At 69.4% G+C, this 12,602-nt stretch carries 15 protein-coding genes and 1 tRNA gene; 13 read left to right on the top strand and 3 right to left on the bottom strand.

Annotated elements, in window-relative coordinates:
* Positions 1-53: 53 nt before the first annotated feature.
* The 3 genes from H7694_RS15525 to H7694_RS15515 all read left to right on the top strand — a co-directional run bounded on the left by H7694_RS15525 (position 54) and on the right by H7694_RS15515 (position 2,189).
* A complete protein-coding gene (locus tag H7694_RS15525; RefSeq protein ID WP_193597340.1) occupies positions 54-665 on the top strand; it encodes a hypothetical protein in 612 nt (203 codons plus the stop codon).
* A 93-nt stretch (positions 666-758) separates the two neighbouring features.
* A complete protein-coding gene (locus tag H7694_RS15520; RefSeq protein WP_193597339.1) occupies positions 759-1,325 on the top strand; it encodes a copper resistance protein CopC in 567 nt (188 codons plus the stop codon).
* Between the two features lie 81 nt (positions 1,326-1,406).
* Positions 1,407-2,189 carry an aspartate dehydrogenase domain-containing protein gene (locus H7694_RS15515; protein WP_193597338.1) on the top strand — a complete coding sequence of 261 codons (783 nt, stop codon included), beginning with the start codon at positions 1,407-1,409 and terminating at the stop codon, positions 2,187-2,189.
* A 16-nt stretch (positions 2,190-2,205) separates the two neighbouring features.
* Here H7694_RS15515 and H7694_RS15510 read toward each other — a convergent pair whose 3' ends face one another.
* Together H7694_RS15510 and H7694_RS15505 are read right to left on the bottom strand one after the other, a co-directional pair.
* A complete protein-coding gene (locus tag H7694_RS15510; RefSeq protein WP_193597337.1) occupies positions 2,206-2,679 on the bottom strand; it encodes an ASCH domain-containing protein in 474 nt (157 codons plus the stop codon).
* A 458-nt stretch (positions 2,680-3,137) separates the two neighbouring features.
* Entirely contained in the window at positions 3,138-3,416 is a 279-nt protein-coding gene (locus tag H7694_RS15505; protein WP_193597336.1) for a hypothetical protein, read from the bottom strand.
* A 388-nt stretch (positions 3,417-3,804) separates the two neighbouring features.
* On the opposite strand from H7694_RS15505, the gene H7694_RS15500 reads away from it, so the two are divergent.
* The 3 genes from H7694_RS15500 to H7694_RS15490 all read left to right on the top strand — a co-directional run bounded on the left by H7694_RS15500 (position 3,805) and on the right by H7694_RS15490 (position 5,630).
* The gene (locus H7694_RS15500; protein WP_227468408.1) at positions 3,805-3,987 is read left to right on the top strand and encodes a hypothetical protein; all 183 of its coding nucleotides are present in this window, start codon (positions 3,805-3,807) and stop codon (positions 3,985-3,987) included.
* 107 nt (positions 3,988-4,094) lie between these two features.
* Positions 4,095-4,481 carry a hypothetical protein gene (locus H7694_RS15495; RefSeq protein WP_227468176.1) on the top strand — a complete coding sequence of 129 codons (387 nt, stop codon included), beginning with the start codon at positions 4,095-4,097 and terminating at the stop codon, positions 4,479-4,481.
* Positions 4,482-4,508: 27 nt separating this feature from the next.
* Positions 4,509-5,630: a fatty acid desaturase family protein gene (locus H7694_RS15490; protein ID WP_193597333.1), complete on the top strand. Its 1,122-nt coding sequence runs from the start codon at positions 4,509-4,511 to the stop codon at positions 5,628-5,630.
* 147 nt (positions 5,631-5,777) lie between these two features.
* On the opposite strand, the gene H7694_RS15485 is transcribed toward H7694_RS15490, so the two are convergent.
* A tRNA-Gly gene (locus H7694_RS15485) sits at positions 5,778-5,851 on the bottom strand.
* A gap of 167 nt (positions 5,852-6,018) precedes the next feature.
* On the opposite strand from H7694_RS15485, the gene H7694_RS15480 reads away from it, so the two are divergent.
* The 7 genes from H7694_RS15480 to H7694_RS15450 all read left to right on the top strand — a co-directional run bounded on the left by H7694_RS15480 (position 6,019) and on the right by H7694_RS15450 (position 12,528).
* Entirely contained in the window at positions 6,019-6,963 is a 945-nt protein-coding gene (locus tag H7694_RS15480; RefSeq protein ID WP_193597332.1) for an ABC transporter ATP-binding protein, read from the top strand.
* The gene (locus H7694_RS15475; protein WP_193597331.1) at positions 6,960-7,772 is read left to right on the top strand and encodes an ABC transporter permease subunit; all 813 of its coding nucleotides are present in this window, start codon (positions 6,960-6,962) and stop codon (positions 7,770-7,772) included. The genes H7694_RS15480 and H7694_RS15475 overlap by 4 nt, the downstream gene beginning before the upstream one ends.
* Positions 7,773-7,796: 24 nt before the next feature.
* A complete protein-coding gene (locus H7694_RS15470; RefSeq protein ID WP_227468175.1) occupies positions 7,797-9,188 on the top strand; it encodes a sensor histidine kinase in 1,392 nt (463 codons plus the stop codon).
* Entirely contained in the window at positions 9,185-9,874 is a 690-nt protein-coding gene (locus tag H7694_RS15465) for a response regulator transcription factor (protein ID WP_193597330.1), read from the top strand. The genes H7694_RS15470 and H7694_RS15465 overlap by 4 nt, the downstream gene beginning before the upstream one ends.
* A gap of 73 nt (positions 9,875-9,947) precedes the next feature.
* Complete coding sequence (dcd, locus tag H7694_RS15460; protein WP_193597329.1) at positions 9,948-10,553, top strand: dCTP deaminase; 606 nt, start codon at positions 9,948-9,950, stop codon at positions 10,551-10,553.
* Complete coding sequence (locus H7694_RS15455; protein WP_227468174.1) at positions 10,531-11,190, top strand: hypothetical protein; 660 nt, start codon at positions 10,531-10,533, stop codon at positions 11,188-11,190. The genes dcd and H7694_RS15455 overlap by 23 nt, the downstream gene beginning before the upstream one ends.
* Positions 11,191-11,331: 141 nt before the next feature.
* Positions 11,332-12,528: an MFS transporter gene (locus tag H7694_RS15450; protein WP_193597327.1), complete on the top strand. Its 1,197-nt coding sequence runs from the start codon at positions 11,332-11,334 to the stop codon at positions 12,526-12,528.
* The last annotated feature ends 74 nt before the right edge of the window (positions 12,529-12,602 follow it).

Below are 12,602 nucleotides of genomic sequence, written 5' to 3'. Positions count from 1 at the left end.
GTGGCCGGTGGGGAGAGCCGCAGCGGGCCGGCGGGGAGTGAGAGGATGGAGGGGTGCGCCCCTCCCGCAGAATCCCGCTCCTTCGCGGGTTCGTCGGCGCCTCGGTCGCGACTTTCGTCGCGCTGGCGTCGCACGTCTGGGTGGGCGGCGGGATGCCGGGGATGCTGGGCATTGCCGTGCCGTGGCTGCTGTCGCTGACGGTGTGCACGCTGCTGGCCGGACGGCGCCTGTCGGCGCTGCGCCTGAGTCTGTCGGTGCTCGTCTCGCAGCTGCTGTTCCACGCCCTGTTCGTGCTGGGCGAGTTCACCCCGGCAACCGGACTCGTGCCGCACGTGCACGGCGCCCGCCCGCTCGCACTCGCGGGTGAGGTGGCGTTCGCGGGTGAGGTGGCGCTCGTGCCGCAGGATGCCGGGATGTGGCTCGCCCACGGTGTGGCCGCGGTGGTGACGATCGTGGCGCTGCACCGGGGTGAGCGGATCCTGCAGGCGCTGCTGGCCGTGGCATCCGCTGTCGCCGTCTGGCTGCACCGTGTGGTGCGCGTGCCGGTCGCTGTGCGACCCGTCATGCCGGGCGGCATCCGGTTCGCCGTGGTCGCCGCGCCCGCCCGGGACGATCCGCTGCTGCGCTCGCTGCGGCGTCGGGGACCTCCTCTGCGTCTGGTCTGATCCCACGGCAGCCTTGCGCTGCCGCATCCGACGTGCGGTCGCACGTCGTTCACAGACGCAGCCGCGATCGCGGCATCCGAAGAGAGGTTTTCCATGTTCCGAATCCGTACCGCCCTGGCCGGCGTGGCCATCGCCGCAGCCGCCGTTCTCGCGCTCGCCGCCCCGGCATCCGCGCACGACGCCCTTGTCTCGAGCACGCCGGCCGCCGGCGAAGAGCTCGCCGTCGCCCCCGAGCAGATCGTGCTCACGTTCTCGAATGAGCTGCTGTCGCTCGAAGAGAACTCGGGGACCGGCATGACCGTCGTCGACGAGTCCGCGCGTGACTGGGTGGCAGGCGCCCCGGTGGTCGAGGCCGACACCGTCACCGTGCCGCTCGAGCCCGGGATGTCCGGCGGCCAGTATGTCGTGACGTGGAGGGTCGTCTCCAGCGACGGCCACCCGACGTCGGGCGAGTACTCGTTCTCGATCGCCGCTGACGTCGTCGCTCCCGCGCCGACGCAGACCGCGGTCGACGAGACCACCGAGCCGGAGGAGCCGGCCGCGACCGAGGCTCCGGTGGAGACGGATGCCACCCCGTGGCCACTGCTCATCATGCTGGGCGCGGTCGTGCTTGCGGCGATCATCCTGATCTCGGTGCTGGTGGCGCGCCGGAAGCGCTGATCCGGGCTTCGTGCAGGGCCTCGTCGCGATCGTCGCGGCGGGGCCCTGCGGGGTCTTCGGTGGCTGGCCTATGGTCAAGGCATGGCTGATCTGCGGGTCGCGTTCCTCGGCGACGGGCACATCAACAGGGTGCTGAGGCTAGCGGTCGAGCAGTCGCGCCCGTATCGCGTGGTCGGCACGATCGGGCGGGACGACGAATTGCCGGACGGGGCGGACGTCGACGTCGTCGTCGAGGCGGCGACGCAGGATGCCGCTCGCGGCCGGGTTCCCGCACTGCTCGCGGCCGGGGTCGACGTCATCCTGCTCTCGATCGGCGCGCTCGCCGAACCCGCGTTCCGGGAGCAGACGACGCGTACGGTGCCTGGCCATGGCCGCGTGATCGCCTGCACCGGGGCGATCGGCGGCCTCGATCAGGTGCGGGCGCTGCGCGCGGCCGGACCGCTGCACGCGGTGTCGATCGAGAGCCGCAAGTTGCCGGCGACGCTCATCCAGACGTGGATGCCGGACGACCTTCAACGCGCGTTGCGCCGTGGCGATTCGGAGATCGTCCTCGCGGACGGCCTCGCCGCCGAGGTGGCGCAGCGCTTTCCGGCATCCGCGAACGTCGCGGCGGCGCTCGTGCTCGCCGCCGACGCGTGGGACACCGCGACTGCGCGCGTCGTCGCCGATCCCGCTGCGACGGCGACCCGGCACGAGGTCCACGCCGCCGGCGATCTCGGAGAGGTGCGCGTCGTCGTCACGAACACTCCGTCTCCGGAGCGCCCGCGCTCGAGTGCCGTGGTCGCGTGGGCCGCGCTGCGCGCGCTCGACGACTACGCCCGCCTGGGTGGGTTCCGTGCGCCGGACGGGATGCCGTTCCTCTGAGCCGGTGCGGTGGCGGTCAGCGCGCCGGATGCACGAGCTCGAACCGCTCGCACAGCACCGGCATGTCGGGTGCCCAGCCGCGAGGATCCTCGGAGTGGTTGCGCCAGAATCGCTCGTGTATCTCGCGCCATGCGGCGAGCGTGCGGTCGCCCTCGCCTTCGGCGTGCGCGTGCTCCTCATCCACCTCGGAGAACGGCACCGTGCGCAGCGAGGTGGTGCGGATCACGGCGCGGGGCGTGCCCCTGCCGTCGAGGATGATGCTCAGGTCGCCGACCTCGGGCATCGGATCGCCGGATGCCTCGTAGTCCCACACCGATGAGGCCGTGCCGGTCTTGACGCCCGACAGAACCAGGTCGAGCAGCCCGTCAGCGTGCGCGGGGGTGGCGCCGAAAGCCCACGCCTCGGGCACTTCGGCAGGGAGGGACGGGATGCTCGCGCGGATGTCCTGCCAGAACGACGACAGGGCTTCGAGGGACGCGGTGATGCTCATGGTGTGGCTTTCACGCTTGGTGTCACTTCCAAAGCTATTCCGGACTACTGACCAGCTGTTGTCCCGTTGCTCGGACTGAAGTGTACGCGAATCTTTGCGAGCCGCGCAGGCGGGTGTTCCACAGCTGCTCCAGACAAATGGATCCGAATAACAGCCTGTTCAGAAGAGTAATGAGCTGGGGCGTCTGATTGTCCTAACGTCTCAGACTTCGCGTGTTCGGCAACCGGAAGCACTCGCTTCGACTGCAGTAGGTAGGCCCGTGGTCGGTCGCCCTGCGTGGAGCCGGGTGGATGCACATCTTGGACGCGTATGGTCCGGAGATGACAGACAATAATGCCCCCGCGTCGCCACCGTCGAAATGGGACCGGGCGCGCGCGGCTCATTGGCACGGCAGTCCGCCGAGTGCCGAGACCTCGGCTCGAGACTTCAAGACGCAAACCGACAAAGCGAACGCTGGATCAGAAGCCGAGGACGCCGGTGGTGTCGTCATCGACGAGTGATAGCACGGGCGGGGATTTCGGTTGGCGGGCGCCGGTCGCGATGCTGACGCGACGCGCAATCGACATGAGAAATGACAGGTCGGTGCCGTCGGTGAGCCGGACGTGCACGAACTGAGGATGGTCAACAGCGTCCTGGAGACGCTGCTCTATTGCTCCCACGTCCTGATCGGGGGCGAGCACGACTGTTTCATCGTCGATGGACATGAGCGTTCTGGTGTCGGTTTCGGGGGAGGTCATAGGCCGGACGCTAGCCCGTATCGGGTGATTCGACTGATGGGGTTGCGGTATGCGGCGACAGGGGGGGCACAGTGTTGACGCGGTCGGTCGATGAGGTGCGAAATCCTGCTGAGATGGGCGGCCCGCCCCTTTGCTAGGCCGTGGCTTGTCGAGACTGCTCTATCTTTCCGAATGCTGGGAGCGTACGGTGACGATTAAGGCCCGTCGCTTGGCAAAGGCGCCGCAACGGTGGGTCCCGATGATGGGACTCTCACCGTTCGCGCAAGGGGACGTGCGCGGTGGGAGCTTCCTCCACACCGCACCGGGCGCAGTCCGACGTGTCCCGATTGCTAGGCTGCGCGAAAGGGCCAGCACCGGAGTGGTCTACCGGGCGACCACAGGTGAGCGTATGGTCAGCAATATGTGGACGATGATCGTGGTACTCGTGATCGCGTGGGCGGTGCTCGCTGTAGTCGGGTTCGCCTTCGAAGGTCTGCTATGGCTCGGGGTGATCGGGGTCATCCTCTTCTTCGGGACGATCATCTTCGGCCTCGTTCGCCGCAATCGCGGACAGGGAAGGTCGACAAAATGAACGCTACGACCGACGCACACCAACCGGAGGTGCTCGGGCTCGGGCACGTTCTCGCGGGGTCACTTCCTGGCTCTCTGCTGAGCCCCGGAGCGCCAAACCGGTACACGGTGGAGGCGGTCTTCACCCGCAAGGTAGAGCATGATGAAGTCGCTGCGATTGAGAGCGACGCGACGCGGCGCTACCTGGAGGAGCACGGCTTCGCGGGTGTCGAACTGCACGTGTCGGACCGTCGTCTTGAGATCCGCAATACGAACCTGCAGGATCTCAGCACCGGTCTTTCGACGGTGATCGCGAACCGCCTCGCCGAAGTGGACGCCACGCTGTCCGGTCATCGTGCGGTTGCGGCGGCAGAAGCGCGAAACCTTGCAGACCGTGAACGGACTCGGGCGGCTGCGGTTGCCGCGATTGCCGAGGCGGTGGCGTTCGTGCCAGGCCCAGTTGAGGCTGAACCTGCTCAAGTCTGGGCTAATGAGGGAGGCGCCTCTTCTCGCTAGGGAAGACGCCTCAAGAAGAAGGTCATCATGGGGCCTATACGCACCACCACACCTAAAGCGGGGAGAGGTGCTGCCCCGGGGGTGAACCTGTTCACTGAGCTCGCGGCGCAAGTTCACCGCAGCGGATTGATGCGTCGACGTTACGGCTACTACTGGAGCAAGATCGCGGTTCTGTTCCTCGCCCTGGTGGGCGCAGTGTGGGCGTTCGTCTGGATCGGGGATACCTGGTGGCAGTTGTTCACCGCTGTCGTCCTCGCGGTCCTTTTCGCTCAGGCTGCGTTCCTCGGTCATGACGCCGCGCACCGGCAGATCTTCGTTTCGGGCCGCTGGAACAACTGGATGTCCTTGGTCATCGGTGACCTGATGGTGGGCATGAGCTACGGGTGGTGGCAGCACAAGCACACCCGCCATCACGCGAATCCGAACAAGCTCGGCAGTGACCCGGACATCGAGCTGCCGGTCATTGCGGTAACCGCCGAGACCGCGCAGCACGAGCATGGGCCACTCGTCGCGTGGCTGCGTGCGCATCAAGGGATATTGTTCTTCCCGATTCTGCTGCTGGAAGGCGTCTCGCTGCACGCGTCGAGCGTCCGTCGCGTGCTATCGCGAGGTCACCTCGAACATCGGGCCGTCGAGATCATCTTTCTCAGCGTGAGGCTCGGGGGCTTCATCGCCCTCGTGTTCATCGTGCTCTCGCCGGGCATCGCTGCCACGTTCCTCGCGGTGCAACTCGGCATCTTCGGGTTCCACTTAGGGATCGCCTTCGCACCGAACCACAAAGGGATGCCCATCGTCCCGCGCACAATGAAGATCGACTTCTTGCGCAGGCAGGTGATGATGAGCCGCAATATCCGCGGGAACCGCGTCCTGGACTTCTTCATGGGCGGGCTGAACTACCAGATCGAGCACCACCTCTTCCCATCCATGCCGCGACCACATCTGAGACGAGCTGCCCCGCTGATCGCCTCCTACTGCAGGCAAGTCGGCGTGCCCTACACGCAGACCGGACTGCTCGAGGGTTACGCGATAGTCGTCCGCTACATCAATAGGGTCGGTCTGGGAGAACGCGACGTGTTCACCTGCCCTCTCATCGAGCAACGCACCCACCTCACGGCAACCACCTACGACACTCCACCTGCGGCCGAATGAGAAAAGGTCACCCTCGGAACGCGAGCCGTGATCGCCGGATCGATACCCAAATCGATGCTCGAGCCCGTCGGACCTGGGCGGCATCTTCACCTGCTCGAGCCATCGCACATGGCCACAGTGCGCACACTCCCGCTCGCCGGTGACACTTGGAGGGGCTGACGGGAATCGAACCCGCGCTGTCTGCTTGGGAAGCAGAAGTTCTGCCATTGAACTACAGCCCCGCACGCCTCACGGCGCCTGGCCAGCATAACAAACACCGGCGGGTTCCCTCGCGCGGCGGCGCAGGAGCAGAAGACACCACGCATGGCACCACGGTGCCATAGCCCGCGCACAGGTTCATCCTGAAGGCGGACGCGCCGCCGACACCCCCGCGAATAGCGTCGAAGGCATGATCACAGCAGAGGGCCTCGGCAAGAGGTATGGAGACAAGCTCGCCGTGGACGACGTGTCGTTCACGGTGCGCCCCGGAAGCGTCACGGGTTTCCTCGGGCCTAACGGCGCCGGCAAGTCCACCACGATGCGCATGATCGTGGGTCTGGACAAGCCGACCGCCGGCCGCGTCACGGTGCACGGCAAGGAGTACCGCCGGCTGCGTGCGCCGCTCACCGAGGTGGGCGTGCTGCTCGACGCCAAGGCCGTGCACTCCGGCCGCTCCGCCCGCAACCACCTGCGCGCGATGGCCGCCACCCACGGCATCCCGTCCTCCCGCGTCGACGATGTCATCGACATCACCGGCATCGGCTCCGTCGCCCGCAAGCGCGCCGGCGGCTTCTCGCTCGGCATGGGCCAGCGTCTCGGCATCGCGGCCGCACTGCTCGGCGACCCGCACACGCTCATCCTCGACGAGCCCGTCAACGGACTCGACCCCGAGGGCGTCCGCTGGGTGCGGCAGTTCGTCCGCTATGCGGCATCCGAGGGCCGGACCGTCCTGCTCTCCAGCCACCTCATGAGCGAGATGGCGCAGACCGCCGATCACGTGATCGTCCTCGGTCGCGGCAAGGTGCTCGCCGACGCCGCGCTGCCCGACCTCGTGCGCGCCTGGACCACCGAGCGGGTGCACGTGCGCAGCCCGCGCGCCGCCGAGCTGGCATCCGCCGTCGCCGCGCGCGACGTCGAGGTCGCCAGCACCGGCCCCGAGACCCTCGACATCTCCGGGCTGCCGGCATCCCGCATCGGCGACGTCGCGTTCCAGCGCGGCATCCCGATCCACGAACTCACCCCCACCAGCGGATCGCTCGAAGAGGCGTATCTCGCCCTCACCGGCGATGTCGTCGACTACCGCACCCGCGCCGTCCCGCAGGCCGACGCGCAGCTCGAGGAGGCACTCGCATGACCGCCATCCAGGCACGCTCCACGCTCATTCCGCCCGCCACCACCTCGCACCTGACTTTCGTGCGTCAGCTGCGCAGCGAGCTCATCAAGGTCGCAACCGTCCGCAGCACCTGGTGGTCGGTCGTCATCGTCGCGGTGCTCACCATCGGCATCTCGATCGCCATCACGACGGCGGTCGACGAGCAGTTCCCGAACATCATCATGGCCGTCGTCTCGCCGGTGCAGCTGACCATGCTGCTGGCGGGCATCCTCGGCGTCATCTCGGTGACCGGCGAGTACTCCACCGGGATGGTCCGCTCCACGTTCACGGCCAACCCGGTGCGCGGGTCGGTGCTCGCCGCGAAGGCCATCGTGCTCGGGGCGCTGATGTTCGTCGTCGCGCTCGTGACCTTCCTCATCGCGGCCGTTGCGATCACGCCGCTGGCCTCAGCCCGTGGCCTGGTGGTCGAGTGGTCCGACCCGTCGATGGCGATCCTGCCGATCCTCTCGGCCTCGGCGGCGATGGCGCTGTTCGCCCTGCTCGGCGTCGGACTCGGCTTTCTGCTGCGCTCCGGCGCCGGCGCGATCGCCGTGACCGTCGGCATCCTGTTCGTCCTGCCCGTCATCCTCAGCCTGGTGACCATGCTGCTGAACGGCGTCGAGTGGATCCAGAACCTGTCGCTGTACATGCCCTCCTCGGCCGTGCAGAACGCGATCCTTCCGATCGAAGGCGTCGGTCTCACCGCCGGCGAGGCGTGGCTGACGCTCGTCGCATGGTCCGCCGTCGCCCTGCTCGGCGGCTGGGCGGTGCTGCGCGGGCGGGACGTCTGATCCACCGCGCGTAGAGTCGTCTGCGTGTCGAACCCGCACAGCCGCAGCCCCTCCGTCCTTCCGGACGAGGAGCTGCGGCTGCCGCGTCCGCCCGGGGTGATCCGGCGCTTCTGGGCGCGCCATCCGCGTTTCACCGACGTGCTCATCGCCCTGCTGTGCCTGCTGATGATGATCGGCTCGGCGACGTCCTCGCCGCCGGGCGCGCGCCCCGTGCCGGTGCCCGCTGCGATCGTCATCGGCATCGTGATCCTCGGCGGATGCGTGCTGCTGATGTGGCGCCGGCGTCGGCCAGGGCTCGTCATGACCGGCGTGATCGCGGTCGAGATCCTCGTCCTCGCCGTCACCTCGTCGGCGGGTGGAGTCCTGTTCGCCGTCGCCGTCTACAGCCTCGCGGCGCACCGCTCCACCCGATCGGCCTGGATCGGCCTCGGCGCCGGAGTCGCGATCATCGGGCTCATGTCGGCCGAGATGCTCGCGATCGGCGCGCTCACCCTGCAGTCGGCGATCAACACGGTGCTCAGCGAGGCCATCCCCGGACTCATCGCGGCCCTCATCGGCATCAACATCGGCAACCGGCGGCGCTACGTCGAGGCGATCATCGACCGTTCGCGTCAGCTGCTCGTCGAGCGCGACCAGCAGGCGCAGCTCGCCGCCGCTGCCGAGCGCGATCGCATCGCCCGCGAGATGCACGACATCGTCTCGCACTCGCTCACGGTCGTGGTCGCCCTCTCCGAGGGCGCGGCCGCGACCCCGGATCGCGAGCGCGGCCGGGATGCCTCGCTCGCGGCCGCGTCGACCGCCCGCAACGCGCTCGCCGAGATGCGATCGATGCTCGGCGTGCTGCGCGACGGCGACGCCGACGCCCCGCTCGCACCTCTCGAGGCCGCCGAGCCCTCCGAGACGGTCGCCGCCGCACAGCGCGCCGGCTTCCCGGTGCGGCTCGCGGTGCGCGGCGAACCGGATGCCGCCCCGGCGCTGCGCCTCGCCATCGGGCGCATCGTGCAGGAGGGCGTCACCAACGCCATCCGGCACAGCCCCTCAGCCACCGCCATCGACGTGCGGATCGACCACGACGCCGACCCGGTCATCATCGAGATCGTCAACGACGGCGCCGGTACAACGGCATCCGAGGGCGGTTTCGGTCTGCGCGGACTCGCCGAGCGCGTCGCCCTGCTCGGCGGCGTGCTCGTGTCGGCGCCGGCCGGGGAGGGGCGATGGATGCTGCGCGCCGAGCTGCCCCACCCGCCGGCCGCGCCGGCCGGTGCCGGCGGCGACGCGACGGACGTCGAGAGACTGATCGGGCTCACCGACCCGGGCACGGACACTGAGCCGGCCACCGACTCCGCCCCGGTGGCCGACGCCGACCCCGATCCCGATCCCACCGCCGATCCCGGCTCCGAGGAGACCGCCCGATGACCGATCAGATCCGCGTGCTGCTCGTCGACGACCAGACGCTCATCCGCGTCGGCTTCCGCCTCGTTCTGGAGGCCGACCCCGGGATCGTGGTCGTCGGCGATGCCGGCGACGGCGCCGAGGCGATCGCGCGCACCCGGGAGCTGCGACCCGATGTCGTGATCATGGATGTGCGGATGCCGGGAATTGACGGGATCGCCGCGACGCAGGCCATCGTGGCGCAGCATCCGGACGTCCGGGTGCTCGTGCTCACCACGTTCGACCTCGACGAGTACGCCTTCGGCGCGATCCGCGCCGGCGCGAGTGGTTTCCTGCTCAAGGATGCGCAGGGGGCGGAGCTCATCGCGGCGGTGCGCGCCGTGCACCGCGGCGACGGCGCCCTCGCCCCGCGAGCCACCCGTGCCCTGCTCGACCACCTCGCGCCGCGGCTTCCCGACGGCCCCTCCGGCGTGAACGCATCGGCGCCCGCGCCGCAGACCGACCGCCTCGCCGAGCTGACCGAGCGTGAGCGCGACGTCTTCCACGCCATCGCACACGGGCTGAGCAACAGCGAGATCGCCGAGCGCTTCTACCTCAGCGAATCGACAGTGAAGACGCACGTCGGCCGGGTGCTGGCCAAGCTCGCCGCCCGCGACCGCGTGCACGTCGTGATCCTCGCCTACGAGTGGGGCCTCGTCGAGCCGGCCTGACCCTGGACGGGCACCCGCGAAGTCCGCCGGTCACGGCGCGGCGCGCGGGCGACGGCACCGTTACGCTGAGGGTGTGCTTCTCAGCGATCGCGACATCAGGGCAGAACTCGCATCGGGCCGCATCGGTCTCACGCCGTTCGACGACCAGATGGTGCAGCCATCGAGCGTCGACGTGCGCCTGGATCGGTACTTCCGGCTGTTCGACAACCACAAGTACCCGTTCATCGACCCGTCGGAGGATCAGCCCGAGCTGACCCGCCTGATCGAGGTCGCCCCCGACGAGCCGTTCATCCTGCATCCCGGTGAGTTCGCCCTCGGCGCGACCTTCGAGCAGGTAACGCTGCCGAACGATGTCGCCGCCCGCCTGGAGGGCAAGTCGTCGCTGGGCCGACTCGGCCTGATCACGCACTCGACCGCCGGGTTCGTCGACCCCGGATTCACCGGTCATGTCACCCTCGAGCTGGCGAACGTCGCGACCCTGCCGATCAAGCTGTGGCCGGGCATGAAGATCGGCCAGTTCTGCTTCTTCCGCCTCACCTCACCCGCCGAGAACGCCTACGGCTCGGGTCCTTACGGTAACCGCTACCAGGGGCAGCGCGGGCCGACGGCATCCCGCGCGTTCCAGAACTTCCACCGCACCGACGTGAGCAGCACCGATGCGGGAGCCCTCGGAGGCTGACATGGCCGACCCGGAGGAGACGCCGAAGCCGGATGCGGATGCTCCGGAGCAGGAGTCGCCTGCGGCCCAGACGCCGGTCGCGGATGCCGCCGCCGTTCCGGACCTCGACATCCCCGAACCCGACCTGCCACAGCTCGATGAGTCGGCGGTGGACATCCCGGATCCGGTGATCCCCGAAGCCGCGCTGGCCGAGCCCGTCATCCCGCCGCCGGTGATCCCGCCCGCCCCTGACGGGCTGGCGCCCGCCCTGCCCGAACCCGCGTTGCCGACCGTCGTCGGCGGGTCGGGTGCGCCCGTCGCCGAGGAAGGCGCCCCGCAGACGCGCGCCGCCCGGCGGCTGGAGAGCGACGCCGGTCGCCCGGGTCAGGATGCCCGTCCGGCGGGTGCGGATGCTGCGGCGGGTGCGGATGTTGCGGCGGGCGCGGATGCTCCCGCTCCGCGGGACGCGGACGACTCGGCATCCCGCGGCGTCGGAGGCGACTATCGCGGCTGGACCGTCGCGATCTGGATCATCCTGCTCGCCCTGCTGATCGGTGCGGGCGTGCTGATCGCCGTACTGCTCGCGGGAGGCGCCATGCCGTTCCCGGATGCAGCGGCCCTTCGACAGGCTCAGGGACCCGAAGGGATGGGTTGCTGAGCCTGTCGACGCACCCAGGCGGGCGGGGCAGCCCTTCGACAGGCTCGGGGACTCAGGCGAATCACCGATCGCCGGACGATCGGTCGGATGCGCCGGACGGCCGGTCGGGCGCAGCATCCGCCCTCCCGCCACGCTGGAACCATGACCATCACCGCGCCCACCCCGACCACGTCCACGTCGGCCCGCCGGATGCCCTACGGGGCGCTGCTGGCGATGATGCTGATGAGCTTCCTGCTCGTGAGCGCCGAGTTCCTGCCCAACGGGGTGCTCACCGAGATCGCCGCCGAACTCGGCGTCACGCCCGGCCAGGCCGGGCAACTCGTCACGGTGACCGCGCTCGCCGGCCTGTTCGTCGCACCGACGATCGGCCTGGCGCTTCCGCGGCTGGATCGCCGCTCGCTGCTCGTGTGGATGTCCGTGCTGGCCGCAGTGTCCAACCTCGTCGTCGCGATCGCTCCCAGCCTGCCGCTCATGCTCGCCGCCCGTGTGCTGCTGGGCGCGGCCCTGTCGGGCTTCTGGACCATGTCGATCACCGTCGCCGCGCGCATCGCGGGGCCCGAGCGGCTCGGACGCGCGGTCATGTTCACTGCCGCGGGGACCTCCCTCGCCACCGTCGCCGGGGTTCCGGTCGGCGTGATGCTGAGCGAACTGCTCGACTGGCGCAGTGTCTTCGGCATCGCCGCGGCGGCCAGCGCCCTGCTCGCCGTCGGCCTGCGCGTGCTGCTGCCCTCGGTCCCCGCGCAGAACGCCGCCCGCATCCCCGTGCTGATCGAGACGCTGCGCCGCCCCGGCATCGGACTCGGGATGGCGGGGCACGTGCTCGTCATCTTCGGCCACGCGCTCGCCTACACGTACATCCGGCTCGCGCTCGAACGCGTGCGGTTCGACGGCGCGTTCATCGACGAGTCGGCGATCATCGTGCTCCTGGCCGTGTTCGGCATCGGCGGGTTCATCGGCAACCTCGTCATCGGCGCCGCGATCGACCGCACCTACCGCGTGCTGGCCGTCATCACCCCGATCGTGATCGCGGCGGCCGCGATGCTCATCATCCTCGGTGCGGATGCGCTGTGGCTCGTCGGCCTCGTCGCCTTCGTGTGGGGGTTCTTCTTCGCCTCGTGGCTGCTGATCGTGAACACCTGGGTCGGCCACCGCATGCCCGACCGGCTGGAAGCCGGCGGCGGCCTGGTCGTGGTCGGATTCCAGGCCGGGATCATGATCGCCGCCGGCCTCGGCGGGATGCTCGTGGATGCCGTCGGCATCGAGCTGGCCTACACCGCGGGCGCCGCGATGCTCGCCGTCGGTGCGGTGCTGTTCGGCCTGTCGGGCCGGCGCCGCTGAGAACACCGCCGGGTCCGGTGCGGCGACGCCGGGCCCGGTGCGGCGACGCCGGACCCGGTACGGTGTCGCCGGAC

Source organism: Microbacterium sp. YJN-G, from assembly GCF_015040615.1.
Lineage (GTDB): Bacteria > Actinomycetota > Actinomycetes > Actinomycetales > Microbacteriaceae > Microbacterium.
Note: the sequence above shows the minus strand (reverse complement) of the source record. Positions and strands in the feature narration are given on the sequence as shown.